General features: G+C 36.0%; 13 protein-coding genes and 1 pseudogene. 9 read left to right on the top strand and 5 right to left on the bottom strand.

The features are described 5' to 3' along the window. Positions 1 to 79 precede the first annotated feature (79 nt). The 9 genes and pseudogenes from WBG07_RS05880 to WBG07_RS05845 all read left to right on the top strand — a co-directional run bounded on the left by WBG07_RS05880 (position 80) and on the right by WBG07_RS05845 (position 12384). Positions 80 to 889, top strand: a complete 810-nt coding sequence (locus WBG07_RS05880; RefSeq protein WP_340199591.1) for a glycogen/starch synthase — start codon at positions 80 to 82, stop codon at positions 887 to 889. Between the two features lie 15 nt (positions 890 to 904). After that, positions 905 to 2716 carry a DUF4270 domain-containing protein gene (locus tag WBG07_RS05875; RefSeq protein WP_340199590.1) on the top strand — a complete coding sequence of 604 codons (1812 nt, stop codon included), beginning with the start codon at positions 905 to 907 and terminating at the stop codon, positions 2714 to 2716. A 32-nt stretch (positions 2717 to 2748) separates the two neighbouring features. Then, positions 2749 to 4596 carry a glutamine--fructose-6-phosphate transaminase (isomerizing) gene (gene glmS, locus WBG07_RS05870; protein WP_340199589.1) on the top strand — a complete coding sequence of 616 codons (1848 nt, stop codon included), beginning with the start codon at positions 2749 to 2751 and terminating at the stop codon, positions 4594 to 4596. Positions 4597 to 4686: 90 nt separating this feature from the next. After that, positions 4687 to 7443 (top strand): TonB-dependent receptor, encoded by a 2757-nt coding sequence (locus WBG07_RS05865; RefSeq protein ID WP_340200072.1) that lies wholly within the window; start codon positions 4687 to 4689, stop codon positions 7441 to 7443. Between the two features lie 39 nt (positions 7444 to 7482). Beyond that, entirely contained in the window at positions 7483 to 9000 is a 1518-nt protein-coding gene (locus WBG07_RS05860; protein ID WP_340199588.1) for a G-D-S-L family lipolytic protein, read from the top strand. 199 nt (positions 9001 to 9199) lie between these two features. Then, complete coding sequence (gene atpD / locus WBG07_RS05855; protein WP_340199587.1) at positions 9200 to 10708, top strand: F0F1 ATP synthase subunit beta; 1509 nt, start codon at positions 9200 to 9202, stop codon at positions 10706 to 10708. 28 nt (positions 10709 to 10736) lie between these two features. Beyond that, positions 10737 to 11015: a FoF1 ATP synthase subunit delta/epsilon gene (locus tag WBG07_RS05850; protein WP_340199586.1), complete on the top strand. Its 279-nt coding sequence runs from the start codon at positions 10737 to 10739 to the stop codon at positions 11013 to 11015. Between the two features lie 147 nt (positions 11016 to 11162). After that, positions 11163 to 11741: pseudogene (locus WBG07_RS19445) on the top strand (N-acyl amino acid synthase FeeM domain-containing protein). A gap of 85 nt (positions 11742 to 11826) precedes the next feature. Continuing rightward, positions 11827 to 12384 carry a hypothetical protein gene (locus WBG07_RS05845; RefSeq protein WP_340199585.1) on the top strand — a complete coding sequence of 186 codons (558 nt, stop codon included), beginning with the start codon at positions 11827 to 11829 and terminating at the stop codon, positions 12382 to 12384. On the opposite strand, the gene WBG07_RS05840 is transcribed toward WBG07_RS05845, so the two are convergent. From WBG07_RS05840 to WBG07_RS05820, 5 genes are all read right to left on the bottom strand, one after another. Further along, the gene (locus WBG07_RS05840; protein WP_340199584.1) at positions 12344 to 12904 is read right to left on the bottom strand and encodes a GNAT family N-acetyltransferase; all 561 of its coding nucleotides are present in this window, start codon (positions 12902 to 12904) and stop codon (positions 12344 to 12346) included. The two genes, WBG07_RS05845 and WBG07_RS05840, sit on opposite strands and share 41 nt — an antisense overlap. A gap of 7 nt (positions 12905 to 12911) precedes the next feature. Then, the gene (locus WBG07_RS05835) at positions 12912 to 14717 is read right to left on the bottom strand and encodes a M61 family metallopeptidase (protein WP_340199583.1); all 1806 of its coding nucleotides are present in this window, start codon (positions 14715 to 14717) and stop codon (positions 12912 to 12914) included. Positions 14718 to 14863: 146 nt separating this feature from the next. Further along, on the bottom strand, positions 14864 to 18079 hold the full coding sequence (locus WBG07_RS05830) for a TonB-dependent receptor (protein WP_340199582.1): 3216 nt from the start codon (positions 18077 to 18079) through the stop codon (positions 14864 to 14866). A 154-nt stretch (positions 18080 to 18233) separates the two neighbouring features. Further along, positions 18234 to 19880 carry a glucose-6-phosphate isomerase gene (gene pgi, locus WBG07_RS05825; RefSeq protein WP_340199581.1) on the bottom strand — a complete coding sequence of 549 codons (1647 nt, stop codon included), beginning with the start codon at positions 19878 to 19880 and terminating at the stop codon, positions 18234 to 18236. A gap of 4 nt (positions 19881 to 19884) precedes the next feature. Continuing rightward, positions 19885 to 21147, bottom strand: coding sequence for a M23 family metallopeptidase (locus WBG07_RS05820; protein WP_340199580.1), 1263 nt, complete (start codon positions 21145 to 21147; stop codon positions 19885 to 19887).

Below are 21147 nucleotides of genomic sequence, written 5' to 3'. Positions count from 1 at the left end.
ATAATTTAAAGTAATTAGGCATTATTTTTGTAATTTTGCATGTTTTAAGTTTAAGAGTGAATAATACAAACTGAATTATATGACGGATAAGAAGGTGTTATTTGTTGCATCAGAAATGGTGCCATATCTACCCGAAAATGAGGTTTCTTTAATGGCATACGAGAGTCCACGAATGGTTAATGATCGTGGTGGACAGATTAGAATCTTTATGCCTAGATTTGGAAATATTAATGAAAGACGGCATCAGCTGCACGAGGTAATTAGATTATCTGGAATGAATTTGGTAGTCAATGACATGGATATGCCACTAATTATTAAGGTGGCTTCTATTCCTAAAGAAAGAATACAAGTTTATTTTATTGATAACGAAGAGTATTTCAAGCGCAAAGCTACCTTTTCTGATGAGGACGGAAATTTATTTCCCGACAATGACGAAAGAGCCATATTTTTTGCCAAAGGTGTCGTAGAAACCGTAAAAAAACTAAATTGGTCACCAGATATCATTCATATTCATGGATGGATGGCAGCCTTGGTACCTCTATACCTAAAAAAATATTACAAGGATGAACCTTTATTTGCCGAAAGTAAAATCGTAACCTCTGTTTATGGCAAGGATTTTGATGGTACTTTGGATAAAGAAATGATGAATAAAATTAAATTTGACGGTATTGATACCGAAGATATTCAGGCTTTAGAAACTCCTGACTATGCCAATCTTATGAAAATGGCTGTGAATAACTCTGACGGCATTATTCTGGCTGCGGAAGAAATCCCAGAAGAATTAGGAACGCATATTGCTGGGTTGGATAAACCAGTATTACCTTTCATTTCTATTTATGAGTTTGAAGATGCGTATACTCAATTCTACGATAGTAAAGTCTTAGTTTAAATCTTAGTGATTCTTATGAAATTAATTGGCAAAAGAGCGCTCAGGTTATTACCTGTGTTAATGTTGGCTGGAGTGGTGTTTTCCTGTGATGATGATTTCAATGAAATTGGAACGAATATCATAGGTGGCGGTAATTTTGAAACAGATAAAGCTGTTTTTGAGGCCTATGCATATAATAAGGAAGTTATCGCTTCCAGAACAGACGGTTTACCAGTATATCAGTTAGGTAGATTGAGCAATAATTTTTATCAACAGGCTTCTTCTTCTATTGTATCTCAATTATCTCTTTCAACTCAGAATCCTCTATTTGGAAGAATAAGGCAAGATCAAGAAGATGAAAATGCAGCAGACTCAGACCCTTTAACAATAGATGAGAATGAACGGGTAACTAAGGTATATTTAAATCTACCATTTTTTACAGAAAATAGTGCCCTTAATGATAGTGATGGAGACGGATTGATAGATCGTTTTGATACTATTCCTGACGACCCAGATTCTGACTCAGATGGTGATGGTCTTACAGATATTGAAGAAAGTCGTAATGGAACAGACCCATTAAATCCAGATACCGACGGTGATGGTATTAATGATGCGGAAGATGATGACACCCCTAGAGATATCTTTCCCAGAAAGTTTGAAATAGACTCTATTTACGGAGAAAGAGAGACTCCATTTACTTTAAAAGTAGATGAGCTCACCTTTTACCTGCGTGATTTAGATCCATCTAGTAATTTTGAAAACCCACAGGAGTACTTTTCTAATATGCAATTCTCTGGGTTTTTAGGAGCTAATTTATACAATGATTCTTATGTGCTTAACCCAGAAGAAATATTAATCTTTAACGAAGATGATCCAGATACAGAAGACGTAGATGAGTCTCTTACGGTAGAAGCGCGCCTAAGTCCCAGAATTCGTGTAGAATTAGACCCACAGTTCTTTCAAGAAAATATTTTGGATAAGGAAGGTGATATTGAATTAGACAACAATGTAAACTTTCGGGAGTTTTTAAGAGGGTTGGTAATTAGCACAGTCAATACAGATGATCTTTTGGCGCTTTTTGATTTAGGTTCTGCCAGCGTAGAAATTCAATATGAATATGATAGAGTGGTTACCCAAGGAACTTCTGAAACCACAGATGACGAAATTGAGACTGCAGAAGACTCTTTTTCTCTAAGCCTAACGGGAAACAGGGTAAATATTTTTGAAAATGATCCATTTCCAGTTGATGAAACCGAAGAAGCTTCTCAAATATTTTTAAGAGGAGGTGCCGGCAATATCGCAGAAATAAGATTATTTGATAATGAAGGGACCGAAAATCTAGAGGCCATCAGACAGAATAATTGGTTGATTAATGAGGCGAATCTTATCTTTTATGTTGATAGAGAAGCTTTAGATGCCGTAAATGGTGTAAATGAACCCTTCCGAATTTATTTGTACAACCTTGATGACAATTTACCTTTGTTAGATTATCAGTTTGATTTAACACAAGATCAAAACCCAATTAGATCTAGAACTACTTATGGTGGTATTCTTGAAAAAAATGATGAAGGCGATGGTGTTCGATACAAAATCAGGCTTACCGAACACATTAATAATGTAGTGCGAAAAGATTCAACCAATGTGAGGCTAGGACTTTCTGTAACCTCTAATATTAATGTAGCAACTTTATCAAATGCTACAGTAAACCCTAATGAAGATATCAGGATTCCGCAATCCTCTGTTATTAATCCTTTTGGAACCGTACTTTTTGGAAGTGCTGTTACAGAACCCGAAGATGAAGACAAAAAGCTTAAGTTAGAAATCTATTACACGGAGATAGAAAACTAAATCGCTAAATCATAATTTAAACCAATTACAATATGTGTGGAATTGTAGGATATATTGGCCATAGGGAAGCATACCCATTAATTGTTAAAGGTCTTCAACGTCTTGAATACAGAGGTTATGACAGTGCCGGGATAGCTATCTACAAAGATGATACCATTCAATTATCAAAAACAAAAGGTAAGGTTCAAGACTTGGTAGATTTAGCAGAGAAAAATATGCCTATTTCGGGAAGTTTAGGAATGGGGCATACCCGCTGGGCTACCCACGGTGTACCAAATGATGTAAATTCTCATCCACATTTTTCAAATTCTGGGAACCTTGTCATTGTTCATAATGGAATTATAGAAAATTACGAGCCTTTAAAAAAAGAACTTACCAAACGTGGTTATACCTTTAAGTCTGACACAGATACAGAGGTTTTGGTGAATCTTATTGAGGATGTAAAGAAAAATGAAAAGGTAAAATTAGGAAAAGCAGTGCAGATTGCCCTTAATCAGGTAGTTGGCGCCTATGCGATTGCACTTTTTGACAAATCTAAGCCGGATGAAATTGTAGTGGCAAGATTAGGCAGTCCTCTAGCAATAGGAATAGGTGAAGATGAATTCTTTATCGCTTCAGACGCTTCACCATTTATTGAATATACTAATAATGCTATTTATCTGGAGGATGAAGAAATGGCGATTCTTCGCGTTGGAAGAAAAATTAAAATCAGAAAAATTAAGGATGATTCCTTAGTAGATCCATACATCCAAGAACTAAAATTAAACTTAGAGCAAATTGAAAAGGGTGGTTTTGACCACTTTATGCTAAAAGAAATCTTTGAGCAGCCAAATGCTATTCGCGATACCTATAGAGGTAGGTTTAAGGCTAATCAAGGGATTATAAAAATGGCAGGAATGGATGACCATATTGAAAAATTCCTCAACGCCAAAAGAATTATTATTGCTGCTTGTGGTACTTCCTGGCATGCAGGCTTGGTAGCAGAATACATTTTTGAAGATCTTGCAAGAGTGCCAGTTGAAGTGGAATATGCGTCAGAATTTAGATATCGCAATCCCGTTATTGGAGAAGGAGACATACTCATTGCCATTTCACAGTCTGGAGAAACAGCAGATACCCTAGCTGCTATAAAACTCGCTAAAGAAAAAGGGGCTTTTGTTTTTGGTGTATGCAACGTCGTAGGTTCTTCTATTGCTAGAGAAACACATTCAGGAGCATATACACATGCAGGTCCTGAAATTGGTGTAGCGTCTACCAAAGCTTTCACTACGCAAATTACAGTATTGGTACTAATTGCTTTGAGACTGGCTCAGGCAAAAGGTACACTTTCAAAATCAGAAATTCACAACTACCTTTCAGGCTTAGAAGCAATTCCTAATAAAATAGAAAAAGCACTTACCCTTGATGATCATGTTAAATCTATAGCTGCTATCTTCAAAGATGTTCCCAATTTCTTATACTTGGGCAGAGGATATAATTTTCCAGTAGCACTAGAGGGTGCCCTTAAACTTAAAGAAATCTCTTATATACATGCAGAGGGTTATCCAGCTGCAGAAATGAAACATGGCCCTATTGCCCTCATAGACGAGCAAATGCCAGTAGTGGTTATTGCCACTAAAAAAGGGCATTACGATAAGATAGTAAGCAACATTCAAGAGATAAAATCCAGAAAAGGGAAAATAATTGCGATTGTAACGGAAGGTGATATAACTATTAAAGAGATTGCAGACTACGTAATAGAAGTACCCGAAACCTTAGAATCCCTTACCCCATTAGTTACTACAATTCCCTTACAATTAATGTCTTACCATATTGCCGTAATGAGAGGGTGTGATGTAGACCAACCTAGAAACCTCGCAAAATCAGTGACCGTAGAATAATTATCATTTTCATATTTTTTTGATATTCCTGTTATACGATTCGTAAATTTCAGTATATTGTCACATCAAATTTACTAATCGAATAAAATGATGAGAACAATATTATTTGCTTTTGTCTTGTTTACAGGATTATTTTCCTACGCACAGACAACCATAACCGGTAAGGTAGTGGATCAAAATGGCCAGCCTGTCCCAGGAGCTAATGTAGTGATTACCGGCAAAGCAGTTGGGGCTGTAACTGATTTTGATGGACTTTTTACCCTTAGCACTTCTGAGGTACCTCCCTTTTCACTTAGCATAACAAGTTTAGGGTATAATTCTGCAACAGCAGAGGTTACCCGTAATAATCAAAGTTTAAACATAACCCTAAATGAGCAAGAGACACAATTAGATGAAATTATAGTATCTGCTTCCAGAACTCCAGAAAGAATTTTTGAATCTCCGGTCTCTGTAGAACGTTTTGGTTTAAGAGAAATTAAAAATACATCTTCGGTGGATTTTTATGATGGACTTGAAAACCTTAAGGGCGTTGACATAAACACCAATAGTTTAACCTTTAAATCTATAAACACTAGAGGTTTTGCCACTTTTGCAAACAACCGTTTTGTACAACTGGTAGATGGAATGGATAACGCAGCACCCGCTTTGAATTTTGTACTTGGAAATTTACTGGGTATGACAGAGCTGGATGTTAGTAGTGTTGAACTGCTGCCAGGAGCATCTTCTGCCTTGTACGGAGCGAATGCCTTTAACGGAATCTTATTTATGCGTAGTAAAAGTCCTTTTGACTTTCAAGGCGTAAGTGCTTATGCAAAGACAGGTTTAACTTCACAAGAAGCAGCCGGGGATAATGAGTTTTGGGATTTAGGAGTTCGTTTTGCTCATAAATTCTCAGACAAATTCGCTGCCAAAGCAAACTTCTCCTATTTAAGAGGAACAGATTGGTTTGCAGTTAGTGAAGTTGATGTTTTAAATCCAGGTGCTACTAGAGAGAATCCAAATTATGACGGACTAAATATTTATGGTGATGAAGTAAGTACCAATATTAGAGCCGTAGGACAGGCAATAGAAACCCTTGGTCTTATTCCAACCGGAGCTTCCAATTTGTTACCTGATGAAAATGTGAGTCGTACTGGGTATGCAGAGACAGATCTTACTAATTATAATGCAGAAAGTGTTAAAGCAGATTTTGCTTTGCATTACAGACCATTCGCTGATGATTTTGAAATTATCTATGTAGGTAAAATAGGTAGAGGGTCTACACTTTATCAAGGTGCTAACAGATATAATATCAAGAATTTTTTCCTTCAGCAACACAAACTAGAATTTAAGAACGATAATTTCTTTGTAAGGGGATATATTACGGATGAAGATGCAGGTGACTCTTACGATATGAGATTTACCGGAATTAATATCAATAGATCTTGGAAGGATGATAATACTTGGTTTGGAGAATATGCCGGCGCCTTCATTCAATCTACCTTGGGAGGAGCGTCTCCTCAGCAGGCACATGCACTGGCACGTCAAACTGCAGATACTGGAAGATTATTACCAGGAACAACAGAATTTAATCAAGTATTTAATCAAGTAACCACAGATCCAGACTTATCAAGAGGATCTCAATTTAAGGATGCATCGCAGTTAAAACATGTGGATGTTAATTATAACTTTAGTTACCTAACAGAAAATTTTGCTGATATCCAGGTTGGGGGATCATTTAGAGAATATTCCCTTAATTCCTTTGGAACAATTTTCACAGATGGAGATGGCCCTATTACCTATTCTGAAATAGGTGCATATACTCAAATACAGAAGAAATTTTTAGAAGATCGCTTAAAATTTACGGGATCTATTAGATATGATAAATCTGAATTATTTGATGGGAATGTTTCACCACGTATGTCTCTTGGATATACAGCTGGAGAAAAGAAAAATCATAATATACGTGCTTCCTATCAAACAGGTTTTAGAAATCCTACTACTCAAGATTTATTTATTGGCCTTGATGCTGGTAGAGCTATACTCGTAGGTTCTGCAGAATCTAATTTAGATAGAGATGTAAGAACTTTTCCGGTAAACAATGTGGCGGCAAACGGAGGCAACTCCACAGCAACTATCTTAGGTAGAGCTGCATATGAAAATTCTTTTACACTAAATTCTGTAAGTACGGGAGCTCCAGTAGCCTCAGACATAGGCTTGGTGCAACCAGAAGAAGTACAATCTTTTGAGATTGGGTATCGCGGACAGTTCAATAAAGTAATAATAGACTTTAGTACCTATTATAATATTTACGATAATTTTATAGCTAACGAAACCGTTCTTGTGCCACTTTATGGTACTGTTGGGGATAATAGTTTGTCATTATTAGCTTTGAGTCAAGGGGATTTTAGAGCGTATCAAACCTATACCAATTCTGATGCAGATGTAAAATCGTATGGTGCCACTATTGGAGTGAGCACTAAAATCTTTGATAATTTTGATTTGGAAGCGAATTATACGTTTACGGAGCAAGATTTTGATCAGGCTTCTGCTCCAGATTTCAGAACCAGTTTCAATACTGCTAAACACAAGGTAAAAGCAAGTTTTGGAAATAATGCTTTATTTGAAAACTTTGGCTTTAAGTTAAGCTATAGATGGAGTGACAGCTATTTCTGGCAAGCTACCTTTGCTGATGGAGATGTACCTTCTTTTTCGGTACTTGATGCACAAATTAATTATACTATCCCAAGTCTTAAGTCTATTATCAAAGCTGGTGCAACTAATATTACTGGAGATGAGTATTTTACCGCATTTGGTACAGGTAGTATTGGTTCACAGTTTTACATCTCACTCACTATCAATAACTAAATAGCAGTTTAAAGATATACAATACAAAAACACATGAAGATGAATAAAAATTATATCTGGTTATTTCTCGCTTTTTTTGGGATGATAGCCTGCGAATCTGATGATGATGGTACAGATACCATTATGGAAGAGCCTATAACTGCTGGTACAGCAGATTTCTCAAATTTTATTGCCATAGGTAATTCTTTAACAGCTGGTTACACAGATGGAGCGCTTTTTATAGCCGGACAACAAAATTCTATGCCCAGTATTATGGCAGCGCAGTTTGCCTTGGCTGGAGGCGGGAGTTTTATACAGCCTTTAATGGCAGATAACACTGGAGGAGTTCTTATTAATGGTACGCAAATTTTAGAAAATAGATTGTTTTTTAATGGTGCCGGACCGCAACGCCTTCCAGGAAGCCCAAGTACAGATGTTTTCAATGTATTAACAGGTCCCTTTAATAATATGGGGGTTCCTGGTTCTAAGAGTTATCACCTAGGCGCACCTGGTTATGGAAATGTTTCAGGGGTTTTAGCAAACACTGCAAATCCTTATTTCGTTAGGTTTGCTTCTACTCCCGATGCAACGATTATTGCAGATGCCCTTGCACAAAACCCAAGCTTCTTTTCATTATGGACTGGTAATAATGATGTGCTAGGATATGCTACTGCCGGAGGAACTGGAGTAGACAGAACTGGTGATATAAATGTAGCTGCATATGGGTCTAATGATATTACAGATCCCGGAGTGTTTGGTCAGATTTATGCCGGTTATATTACGGCACTTACAGCAAATGGTGCTGGCGGAGTAGTAGCGAATGTACCAGACGTAAGCACTATACCTTATTTCACCACCGTTCCCTTCAATCCGGTACCTGTAGATGCTGCCACAGCAGGACAATTAAATGCACAGTTACTAGGGCCTGTAATGGGTATATTAACCCAATTAGGAGAAGGAGATCGTTTAATGCTGTTAAGCTCATCTGAGCCTAATCCTTTGCTTATTACAGATAAAACCTTATTTGACTACGGACAACAAATAAGTGGTGCTTTACAACAAAATGGTGTACCTCAAGAGCAGGCAGAACTTATGGGTGCATTATACGGTCGTGCTCGCCATGCAACAGCTACAGATTTAATTACCTTACCAACCTCTTCAATTATTGGAGGTACACAACCAGGTATCCCTGCACCCTTTAATACTATTGGTGTAACATATCCTTTAGAAGATCAAAATGTTTTACTTCTTTCTGAGCAGATTGCAGTAACAACTGCCATAGACGCCTATAATGTAATTATTAAAAGTCAAGCAGATGCAGCTGGACTTGCTTTTGTAGATGCAAATGCACTTCTTAAGGCCATTGGCACTACCGGTATCACTTTTGACGAATTCAATCTAAATGGAAGTTTGGTTTTTGGAAACGCTTTCTCTTTAGACGGTGTACACCCTACAGCCAGAGGCTATGCATTTATAGCCAACCAATTTATGGACGCTATTAACACCACCTACGGATCTAATTTACCAGCTGTAAAAGCAGGAGATTACAATACAGTCTATCCCGTAACACTGCAATAGCTAAATAAACATAAAACGCATATTAGACCTCTGAAAGCTTTGACTTCCAGAGGTCTTTTTTATTCACAAAAAAAAGAAAAAAGAACTTTAAAATTAAAGATAAAAACATATCTTTGCACCGCTAAAAAGAAGCGTATCAGGTACTCTGAACGAATACATTTTTAAGCATTCATTAAGCTAAAAATTAAATACTTAAGTAATGTCAAAAGTTACAGGTAAAGTTGCTCAAATTATAGGTCCGGTAGTAGATGTTGTTTTTACTTCCAGTGAAGATCTTCCTAGAATTTACGATTCCCTTGAAATTATTAATGCAGATGGCACCAAGCTAATTCTTGAAGTACAATCCCATATTGGAGAAGATACCGTAAGAACTATTTCTATGGATTCTACGGATGGTTTAAGTAGGGGTGTAGAAGTGCTTTCTACTGGCAATCCAATTCAGATGCCTATTGGCGAAGATGTTTACGGGAGGCTATTTAACGTAATTGGAGATGCTATTGATGGTCTTGGAGACCTTCCAAAATCTGGGAAAGATGGATTACCAATTCACCGAGAAGCTCCTAAATTTGAAGATTTATCAACTTCTACCGAAGTATTATTTACAGGTATTAAAGTAATTGATCTTATTGAGCCTTACGCCAAAGGAGGTAAAATTGGTCTTTTTGGAGGTGCTGGTGTAGGTAAAACAGTATTGATTCAAGAGCTTATTAATAATATTGCTAAAGGACATGGTGGTTTGTCTGTTTTTGCTGGTGTAGGAGAACGTACCCGTGAAGGAAATGATCTTTTGAGAGAAATGCTTGAATCTGGTATTATTAAATATGGAGACGATTTTATGCATTCTATGGAAGAAGGTGGATGGGATCTTTCAAAAGTAGATAAAAAGGCTATGAAAGAGTCTAAAGCTACTTTTGTATTTGGACAGATGAATGAACCTCCTGGAGCAAGAGCACGTGTAGCACTTTCAGGATTGACCATTGCAGAATATTTTCGTGATGGAGCAGGAGATGGACAAGGCAAAGATGTACTTTTCTTTGTAGATAATATATTCCGTTTTACCCAAGCAGGTTCAGAAGTATCTGCACTTCTTGGTCGTATGCCATCGGCGGTAGGTTATCAGCCTACGCTTGCCACAGAAATGGGAACCATGCAGGAAAGAATTACTTCTACTAAAAATGGTTCTATTACTTCTGTTCAAGCGGTTTATGTACCTGCGGATGATTTAACTGACCCGGCTCCTGCAACTACTTTTGCCCACCTTGATGCGACCACCGTACTTTCTCGTAAAATTGCAGAATTAGGTATCTACCCAGCGGTAGATCCATTAGATTCTACATCTAGAATTCTTTCAGCCGAGATTTTAGGTAAAGAACATTATGAGTGTGCTCAAAACGTAAAAGAACTTTTACAACGATATAAAGAACTACAGGATATTATTGCCATTCTTGGTATGGAAGAACTGTCTGAAGAAGATAAGCTTGCTGTGAGCCGCGCTAGACGTGTACAACGTTTCTTGTCACAGCCTTTTCATGTAGCTGAGCAGTTTACAGGTATTCCAGGAGTTTTAGTAGATATTAAAGATACTATTAAAGGATTTAATATGATTATGGATGGTGAATTAGATCACCTTCCAGAAGCAGCGTTTAACCTTAAAGGAACTATTGAAGAGGCAATAGAAGCCGGAGAGAAAATGTTAGCAGAAGCCTAATAAGAATATTCTTTTAAATCTTTTGAATATGCAGTTAGAAATAGTAACACCAGAAGCAACACTTTTTAGCGGAGAAGTACAATCAGTAGCAGTGCCTGGCATTAATGGAGAATTTCAAATGTTAAATAATCACGCTCCCATTGTATCACTTTTAGGCGCTGGAAACGTGAAAATATACGGAGCTATTTCTTTGAAAAAAGATATTGCTGCTAAGTTTCAACAAGTAGATGCAAATCTTACCCTACTTGCTATTCAAAGCGGAACTATTGAAATGAAAGATAATAAGGTGATTATTTTAGCAGATTAAAACAACTACTCTTATTAAAATATATAAAAAGTGCTGGAAAATTCCGGCACTTTTTTTTAAACATATTTCTGACCAATAAATCTCATCCTTACATTTCCCCACCAGATTTAAAGCTAAATACAACCTCCAAAGAAAGCCAAACCATTTTTGAAAAAATATCATAGCATACGAGCCACAAAAAAACACTTACTTGACCAAGTATTTAAGCTGAGATATCAAAGCTATAAGGCAAAAGGGTATATTGAAGAAAACGAGTCTAGCAAATTTATGGATTCATATGACTCTATGCCTCACAATAGCTGATTCCTTACTTATTATGGAAATGAATTAATAGGATCCATTCGAGCATGCACAACCATACCTGGGGGAAACATTCCTTTACCCGCTATGCAAATATTTGAGAAAGAAATAGGTAATCATGTGGGTTACGATACCCCGTTAATAGAAGCCAACAAGTTTGTTATCGCTCCCAACTTTCAAAAAAGGGGAGGTATAGAAGCGAGGTTTCATTTATATAAGAATGTTATTAAAGAGGCGGACCGAATATGTGCAAGTGCTATAGTTGCAGCGGTTAGATCTGAGCATATTAGATTTTATCAAATGCTACACTTTTCTTTGGCGTCTGAAAGCAAATCTTATCCGAATTTAAACTTTGAAACGACCTTGATGCTTTGTAAAAACATACCCCTCTTTAAAAAAATAGTAGATCGTAAGATAACAAGTTGATTATTGCAGCAGATTAAAATAATTACTCTTATAAAAATACAGAAAAAGTGCTGGAAAATTCTGATACTTTTTTTATTATTGACTAATGAAAGGTTCAAAAGTAATAACATTGGCAGGGAGACGCCCGATATGGCAATTGCTTATCGCATCTTTATGTTTTACCGTAGCCTTTTATATTTTCTATGTTTTTGTATCAAACCTGCATGCAGACCTTAAAGGCAAACAATTAAATCAGCATCTACAAATGCTTGCCCCCGCAGCTACACTTATTGTATTTGGTACTGCTTTCTCCATGAATAAGCTTATACATTTTGACATTTCTCAAAAACAATTTAAAATTGCATATGTTCTAGGGTTTATAAAATATGGAAAGTGGATCTCAATTAATGATTTTAACTATGTTTCTGTTTTTAAACAACCTTTATCAAATGGCAGTTCATCTATTGATATTAATGTTTGGTACAACACTAATAAAAAAATTAGAGTGATACGTCAGAATTCTAAAGAGTTGGCAATTAAAACTGCAAAAGACATTGCTAGAAAACTAGAGCTTGATTTACTGGATGCTACTAATGCCAACAATCACAAATGGATAAATACTACTAAAACCGCATCCAAATCAGATTCCAATCTTGACCGTTAGCATGATGTTTTAAAAGAGTTTTAAACCCTACTGCATAATGTGCATTAAGTGAACGCGTATTTTTCATATTAACCTCTGTAATAAGTCCGAGGTAATTTCCATTTAATTCTTCAATCATACGATTATATAATCCCCTAAAAACACCCTGTTTCCTATATTCCTTTGCGATACATATTTGTCCCATAATCACAAAATCAGCAACCTCCATCTTATAGTCTGGAAGTAAGGAAGTTAATTGATTAAACATTGGCTGTAAAATTGGAATTTGATTACCAAAAGATGGAAGCATGGAAAGTGCATATCCAATGACCTTTTCTTTTGTAACTGCAATAATATGTGGACAAGATTTATTCATATCGTCCAACAACCTATAATCATGCCGTACAGTTAAAAAACCTTCTTCTTCTTTATCTTTTGAAGAAACAGATGAAAAATGATTCTCATTTTGAAGATCTAGAATTTGCTGAATCTCGTCAGCAATAGAAACGCATTTATAGCAAACGGAAGGTGTCTTTTGCATACCAACTTTATTTTGCATCTAACCAAGCAGCTCTGGCTTCTTGCTGTTGCCTTGTTAAGGTTTTACCTTCTTTTTCTATTGAATATATCTGGTAAGCAGGATTCTGAGCTAATTGAAGTTTTACAGCGCGTTTTGTGCCATTTCTTATAAAGTTAACTGAAATAGTATCCCCCACCTTATAAGAATCTAAAAGCATTGCTAACGCAGCTGAGTTCTCTACAAAAGTTTCATTAATGCCTAGTACAATATCGCCTTTTTCAAGGCCCGCTTTATAGGCAGGAGTATTTATTTTTGTGTTTTGAGAAATCATAATTTCTTCCTCCACATCTGCCACTTCAAATCCCCAAAAAGGAGTATTATTCATTGTTAAGACTACCCCAACACTTTGAAAGAGATTTGTATAGTCTGGCATATTACTTTGAAAGATATAGCTTTCAAAGAAGTGATTGCCAAACTCACTTCCTGCATATTCGTTTAAGGTATTCTGTAAATCTTTTATAGTGTAGCCAATCTCCTGTTTTCCATATTTGTTCCATACTAATTTCATATAACCATCTATAGTGAGGCTTTTCTCCAGATCTCTTAGTGAAAGGTCTAATGCCAAACCAAGCATGCTCCCATAAGAATAATAGGAGATAAATGTATTATCCCGGTTGGTATCGTCTACTGATGTTGCAGCGTCTACAAAAGGGGCCTGATAGCTCATTTCAATTGGGTTAAAAAAGTTTCTTGCGGGTGAGTTCCATACGTAATTAAAAGTACGGGAAAGACCTTCAATATAAGCGTTTGATGAAATAATTCCAGCTCTACAAAGGATCAGCGCTGTATAATAACTAGTAAATCCTTCCGCAAACCAAAGCGCTCCGCTCATATTAACAGCTTCGTAATCAAAAGGTTCTAATGATTTGGGTCTTATACGCTCTACATTCCAAGCATGAAAGAATTCGTGAGAAACCGTTCCAATATTTCTCTCCATGCCGCCTTCACTTAAACCTAGGGTGCTGGTTAATATAGTAGAGTTACGATGTTCCATACCATCTCCATCAACATTTGGAAGGTAACATGCAAGAAAATAATAACTCCCATAATCAAAATCTGGAAGCTCCCCAAATACTGCTTTTTCTTGTTTTACGATAGATTTTACTTTTTCAAAATAGGTGTCCAATTCTTTTTTGGCACCATTATGATGTAATACAAAATTAATCTGGTACCCTTCATTATTGGAGTTCTCCGTAAATGAGCGTATCTCATGGTCACTAATCTCAGTGGGGCTATCCATAAAATAATCCAGATTAGGTGCAAAATAAGTACCATCTTCCAGAGGCTTTAGTTGTGTAGCTACTTTCCAGTTTAGGTCTTCTCTTATTTTGAATTCAATTTGTATGGGTCTTTGTCTCAATTCTGGAATATACATAAATGTGGCAGGCATATTCAAATGCGCATGGGTCTCATCTATCTGTGAATAGGTGCCGTCACCATGGTTAGCATAGAGAATATAAGACACTCTGATAATACCATCATGCCCTACAATTTTCCATTGATAGGGATCTGGTCTTTCTACTTTCAATGAATTTCCCTTGCTATCGTAGACTTTTACATCATATACATTTTTGGCAAACTCATGTAATGCATATCTGCCAGGAGAAGTTCTACTCATTCTAAGAAAAATGGTATCTGACTTTAGATTACGGAATTCTATTTGAACTTTTGCCTCATGATGAACGGCATTTTCAAATGATATTTCATAGCTATTGGTATTTTGGGCATTCAAATAAAGGCTAGAAAAAAGAAGAAGAAAAAGAAGCTGTTTCATGCAATGAAAAATTTTAACCAATATAACTCAATAATCTAATATTATGTATAGAAAACTACTTTCAAATCCTTTCTAAGAATACCGATAACTAAAAAAGACCGTCCTTTCAGACGGTCTTTCATGAATAAATATATAATTTTTAGTATCTAGTTAAATAGATATCTAATACCTATTTGCATTTGCCATCTTGAACTAGCTATACCAGAGTCGTCTAATAATTCAAGACCTTGCTCTATAGTATTTGTTCTTACACTGAAGACAGGATCTGGACCAGCAACCTCTGTTTGAAGTATAGAAACCTCACTTGGAATAAATTTACGCTTACCCCAATCCTTGTTAATCAAGTTTGTGAAGTTGAATACATCTACTGTAAATTGAAAAGCATGCTTAGTGCTACCAAAGTTAAGTGCGAAATCTTGTGCTAATCTAAGATCTACTATATGACTCCAAGGACCTCTAGCTCCATTACGTTCTGCATATTTACCTCTTCTTTCACTTAAATAATCATTATTACTAATGAAGTTATCTAGTAGTTGCCACTCATCATCTGTACTACCACTACTATTGCTGTCTTGAAGAGTAATCTCACTTTGGTCAGCAGGTATATAGATAAGTGCATTATCACGAGAATCATCCCCTAATAAATCTCTTCTCTCTCCATAAATAAATGAGTGAGGGCTTCCTTGTGCACCTTCATAGAATAAACCAATAGTGGTTTTAAGGTTTTTATTCCAATCTATCTGGTAAGACATATTACTCACAAATCTGTGCCCTTGTGAGAAGTCTGATCTTGTAACAGGTAGTGCAGAGTTCTTACCATTAACGGTTTGTTGGTTTCTCCATTGAGAACTGTTTTGAGAGGAAGTACCATCAAAGATATTTCTTGATTCTCCATAAGAGTATGTAATTTGACCCTGGAAACCATTTTCAATTGGCTTTCTTATAGTTAAAGCACCATTCCAAGAGTTACCACCACCGTTATTATAAGCAAGATATACACCTCCATAGGTAGGATCAATTCTGCTTCTAGAATAGAAAGGTCTGTTATCTGCTCCATTCAAATTACCCACTGGGCCACCTATATTAAGGTTCTCGTAGTAAATATCCTGAATGTTTTCGTTATAGATGAAATCTGCGCTAGCTACTAAGCCCCAGAAAGGAAGTTTTTGATCTACTGCAATATTGGTTCTAAAACGCTGTGGCAATTTAAATCCTGAAGCAAATAGATCTATGTTTCCTCCTGTTGCTCCAGAACCTGGCTGAATATGAACTGGTTGGTTGTTTACATCAGGATTAAAGAAGATTGGATCACTAAAATCACCCTCATCACTAAATCCTCCAGTAACACCATTATTGTTGTAAGTAGCCCCCGGCCATACTAAAGGAAGTCTTGAAGTAAATACTCCGAAACCACCACGAATTTGGGTGCTTTTATCTCCATTAACATCCCAGTTGAATCCAACTCTTGGAGAAACATGAAGAATAGAACTTACTGGTTTACCAACTCTAGCACCTCTTAACTGTTTTCCTGCAGCTTGTAAAATGGGTACTGTTCTGTCATTAAAATCATCATTATTAGGCCCATCTGCCCAAACTGGAAGGTCAAAACGTACACCAGCAGTTACTTTAAAATTATCTGAAAACTGCACTGCATCTTGAAAATACACACCATACTGGTTAACATCAAATTCTGATGCACCTGTAGATTCATCACCTACAGCAGTACCCCCTACTAAAGAATATCCTTTCTCATAATCTCTGGCAGCTACCCCATTGATGAAATCTGCAATGGTATTGTACTGATAGTAGCCAAAGTTGGATGCAAGGAATAGGTTTTTAACACTTGAAAACTCATTGTGTGTACCTATTGTTATTGTATGAGCACCACTATAAATCTCAAAATTATTGGTAATAGTAAGTATTTCTTGATCTAATAAATTCGCTGTAGAGAAACGCTCTGCACCAAACTGAAGACCTCCATCATTATCATCAATAAATACAGTTGGGAAAGGATCTCCTAATGGATCTCTGTCGTCACTTACATTCGTATAACCAACAATAAGACTGTTGGCTATATTATTTCCTTGATAGTTCCACTCTAAAGAAGAAGAAATTGTTTCAGATTTGAAAGATTCAGAACCATTGCTGAAACCAAGAAAGCTATTAGAAGAACTTCTTGATTCTAAGTTATCTGCTTGTACCAAACGTGTACTCCAAATAATTTTATTCTTATCGTTAATATTCCAATCCACTTTAGCAGTAAACTTATCACTTTCTAAAGTACGGGTATTATTTTCAAAACCACCCATATCATAACCATAGGTATTGCTTACAAAATTTACCAGGTTATCAATATCTGCTCTACTAGAACCACGATAGTTACTAAAGTTGAATGGTTGTGGAGTCTCATTATTTTCATTCTCATAATTAAAGAAAACAAACAACTTATCTTTAATAATTGGCCCTCCAATTCTAACACCAAAAGTCTTTGATGAAAACTCATCTAACTTTTCTCTTTCCTCACCATCACCTACTAAATCTGGAGGTGTTTTACCTGCTAAGCTTTCATTTCTTAGGAAATAATATGCAGACCCTTCCCATTTGTTGGTACCTGAGCGAGTAATCGCACTAATAGCACCCCCTGCAAATCCTGCAATTTTAACATCAAATGGAGCTAATTGCACCTGAAAAGATTGAATTGCATCAACAGAAAACGGACTTACACCGGTTTGTCCACCATTAGTTCCTGATCCTGACAAACCAAATACATCATTATTTACGGCACCATCAATATAGATAGCGTTGTAACGATTATTTTGTCCTGCAATGGAAATAGAGAATCCATCATCTCCTTCAGAAAGCTGCACCTGAGGTGTTACCCTTACAAAATCTGCAATAGATCTTGAAGCCTGAGGTAATGTTTGAATATCTCTTTGGCTAATGTTTGTTTCAGCTCCAGTTCTATTAGAGTTAAATACCCCAGTACTTTGAGCTGTTACTACAATTTCATCTAAAGCTGTAGCAGATTCAGATAACGAAGTACTAATTCTTGAACCTTGACCTAACTGAAGAAATTCATTATCTCTAACAAACTCAGTAAATCCAATGTAGCTTATGGTTACTTTATAAGGACCTCCAACACGCATGTTAGAAATTCTATAAAACCCATCAAAATCAGTCACCGCACCATAGGTAGTACCTGAAGGAAGGTGAATGGCTACTACATTTGCTCCTGGAAGAGGCTCACCAGCATTGTCGGTAACCTTACCACCTAGAGAAGATGTTGTTACCCCTTGTGAAAACGCTGTAGTAGCAATAAGTGCAACTGCAACCGTTAAAAACCAATTGTAAATTGTTTTCATATGAAAGTTAAATTTGTTTGTGCTGCAAAATTGAGATTATTTGCATGATTGAATATTAAATTAATGTTAAATATTTTAACAAAAAAACCAAAAAACTGTGAAACTTATAACATTGTTTCACAGTTGATTAACTAATAAAATAGTATATTATTAATTATTTATATTGTTCTTTGAAGTATTCCAAAAGATTTAACGTCGAATTGTCGTGATTGACAATTTTAGCACCTTGGATGTCTTTTAAAATAGTAGTTGCCAATTCTTTTCCCAGTTCTACACCCCATTGATCAAAACTATAAATATTCCAAATAACACCTTCCACAAAGATCTTGTGTTCGTACATAGAAATAAGAGCTCCTAGACTCTCTGGTGTAAGCTTATTAATAAGAATAGTATTGGTAGGTTGGTTACCTTTAAATATTTTAAAGGGCAATAATTTAGCAATAGCATCGTTCTGCATTCCTTTTTCCGATAGCTCTGCACGTACTTGATTTTCGCTTTTACCATTCAATAAGGCTTCCGTCTGGGCAAAAAAGTTTGCCATCAACTTTTGATGATGTGATTTTTCTCCATGAAGAGGATGCACATACCCTATAAAATCTGTAGGGATTAACTTTGTTCCTTGATGAATTAGTTGAAAAAATGCATGCTGCGAATTTGTACCCGGTTCTCCCCAAATAATAGTTCCAGTTTGATAATCTACTCTATTTCCAATGCGATCTACAGATTTACCATTACTTTCCATTATACCTTGTTGCAAATAAGCAGAAAACCTATTTAAATATTGAGTATATGGAATAATTGCGTGACTTTCGGCTTTATAAAAATTATTGTACCATACGCTTAACAGCGCTAATGTAACGGGAATATTTTTCTCAAAAGGAGTGGTTCTAAAATGTACATCCATTTTATTGGCCCCTTTTAATAATTTATCAAAATTATCAAAACCTACCGCAAGACTTATAGAAAGACCTACTGCACTCCATAGGGAAAATCTACCGCCAACCCAATCCCACATAGGAAATACATTTTCGTCTGCTATACCAAACTCCGCTATTTTCTCAAGATTTGTTGAAACCGCTACAAAGTGCCTGGCAACATCTGCCTGACTTGCGGTTTTCAAAAACCACTTTTTTACAGTAGTGGCATTACTTAAAGTTTCTTGAGTTGTAAAAGTTTTTGATACAATTACAAATAAAGTAGTTTCTGGATTTAAGTTTCTAAGCGTTTCCAGTACATGATCTCCATCTACGTTACTTATAAAATGTAAGTTCAAATGATTTTTATAAAACTGAAGCGCCTCTGTTACCATTGCCGGGCCCAAATCTGAACCTCCAATACCTATATTTACAACATCTGTGAAATTTTTACCTGTATATCCTTTATTTTCTCCAGACACAATAGCATTCGTAAACCTTTTGATATGTTCTTTTACTTCAAAAACCTCAGGTATAACATTCTCATTGTCTACCTTAACTTTGTCTGAAACATTTGCTCTTAATGCAGTATGCAAAACCGCTCTATTTTCTGTTTTATTAATAAGGTCTCCAGAAAAGTATTTTTCTATGGCATCTTTTAGTTCAACTTCCTCTGCCAATGAAAAAAGTAATTTCATCGTTTCATTGGTAATTCTATTCTTTGAGTAGTCTACATAAAAATCTTCCCATTTAATGGTAAGATGATTAGCTCTTTCTAAATCTTTTTCAAAAAGATTCTTTACATGTAGATCTTTTGTCTCTAAATAATGTTTGTGGAGTTTCTTCCAAGAGTTTGTGCTCGTTGGATTTATGTTTTTTAATGACATATTTCTAATTTAAGTCGGTTACGAACTCTTCCTGAGCTTCGTAGAGAGGAATGCAATCTATTTGCTCTATTTTAGGTGCAATAAATTTTAAATAAGTTTCTTTAAGCTCTGGTTTAATAGGCTCTGCTGCTGGAAGGTCTTGACGATACGGATCTACCTGTCTTCCATTCTTCCAGAATCTGTAACAAACATGGGGGCCAGTTGCAAGACCTGTACTTCCAACATACCCTATAATATCTCCTTGCTTAACAAATTGACCCGCGCGCACTGCTCTTTTGGTCATATGCAGGTATTGCGTTTCATAGGTGCTATTATGCCGGATTTTTACATAATTTCCATTACCACCTGTGTATCCTGATTTTGTAATATACCCATTTGCCGTAGCCATAATAGGTGTTCCTCTTGGTGCAGCATAATCTGTGCCTTTGTGGGCCTTCCATCTTTTCTGAACCGGATGAAAACGCCTTGGTGAAAATCTTGAGGAAATTCTACTAAATTTAAGCGGTGCTTTTAAGAAGGCTCTTCTTAGTGTATTTGCCTCATCATCATAATAATCAACAGTTCCTTTAACACTATCTGTCTCAAATAAAAAGGCATAAAAGGGTCTTCCATTATGTTCAAAATATGCAGCTTCTATATTTTCGGCACCCGCATAGATAGTATCTTCTATAAAACGCTCTTTGTATATTACTTTAAACTTATCTCCCTTTTGTAATTTAAAAAAATCAACTGTCCATGCATAAATGCTTGAAAGATCATTAATGACGTTATAATCTATTCCCTGCTCTAGAATAGCTTCTGAAAGCGTTGTTGTTATAGTTCCAGACGCTTCTCTTTCTATGTAAGTTACTGGTTTTTTGTGATTATATGCTTGTATGATTGAATCCCTAAAATCAACAATAGTGTAGTTGATATTATCATGTTTGTATATAAAAACCTGTGCCTGTCCTGCAGTGTCTTTTGATTTAAGCAACGTATACGTTTTACCAGCTCTTATTTTACGAACATCAAAAGTATCTTTAACAAGATCTGTAATTTCTGCAATTTTGGGATAACCCACACTATGTCCTAACAAAATTTCACCAAAACTATCTCCAGATTTTACAGTATCCTTTTGTACATCGTATTCATTTAGATTAAAACCAAACTCTATTGGTTCTTCTACCTCAACCTTAGGCTCTTCAACAACCACTTTCTCAGGCTTCTTTTCGTCTTTACAAGCAATGATTAAAATCATCGTAGTTAAAAACAAAATTACTTTTTTCAT

Source organism: Ascidiimonas meishanensis (assembly GCF_037782385.1).
Taxonomy (GTDB): Bacteria; Bacteroidota; Bacteroidia; order Flavobacteriales; family Flavobacteriaceae; genus Ascidiimonas; species Ascidiimonas meishanensis.
This window is presented reverse-complemented; position numbering and strand designations above follow the sequence as displayed.

What these genes read in the sequence shown, in the direction of transcription:
- WBG07_RS05880 (WP_340199591.1), top strand. Translation starts at nt 80, where the DNA reads ATGACGGATAAGAAGGTGTTATTTGTTGCATCAGAAATGGTGCCATAT.
- WBG07_RS05875 (WP_340199590.1), top strand. Translation starts at nt 905, where the DNA reads ATGAAATTAATTGGCAAAAGAGCGCTCAGGTTATTACCTGTGTTAATG.
- glmS (WP_340199589.1), top strand. Translation starts at nt 2,749, where the DNA reads ATGTGTGGAATTGTAGGATATATTGGCCATAGGGAAGCATACCCATTA.
- WBG07_RS05865 (WP_340200072.1), top strand. Translation starts at nt 4,687, where the DNA reads ATGAGAACAATATTATTTGCTTTTGTCTTGTTTACAGGATTATTTTCC.
- WBG07_RS05860 (WP_340199588.1), top strand. Translation starts at nt 7,483, where the DNA reads ATGAATAAAAATTATATCTGGTTATTTCTCGCTTTTTTTGGGATGATA.
- atpD (WP_340199587.1), top strand. Translation starts at nt 9,200, where the DNA reads ATGTCAAAAGTTACAGGTAAAGTTGCTCAAATTATAGGTCCGGTAGTA.
- WBG07_RS05850 (WP_340199586.1), top strand. Translation starts at nt 10,737, where the DNA reads ATGCAGTTAGAAATAGTAACACCAGAAGCAACACTTTTTAGCGGAGAA.
- WBG07_RS05845 (WP_340199585.1), top strand. Translation starts at nt 11,827, where the DNA reads ATGAAAGGTTCAAAAGTAATAACATTGGCAGGGAGACGCCCGATATGG.
- WBG07_RS05840 (WP_340199584.1), bottom strand. Translation starts at nt 12,904, where the DNA reads ATGCAAAAGACACCTTCCGTTTGCTATAAATGCGTTTCTATTGCTGAC.
- WBG07_RS05835 (WP_340199583.1), bottom strand. Translation starts at nt 14,717, where the DNA reads ATGAAACAGCTTCTTTTTCTTCTTCTTTTTTCTAGCCTTTATTTGAAT.
- WBG07_RS05830 (WP_340199582.1), bottom strand. Translation starts at nt 18,079, where the DNA reads ATGAAAACAATTTACAATTGGTTTTTAACGGTTGCAGTTGCACTTATT.
- pgi (WP_340199581.1), bottom strand. Translation starts at nt 19,880, where the DNA reads ATGTCATTAAAAAACATAAATCCAACGAGCACAAACTCTTGGAAGAAA.
- WBG07_RS05820 (WP_340199580.1), bottom strand. Translation starts at nt 21,147, where the DNA reads ATGAAAAAAGTAATTTTGTTTTTAACTACGATGATTTTAATCATTGCT.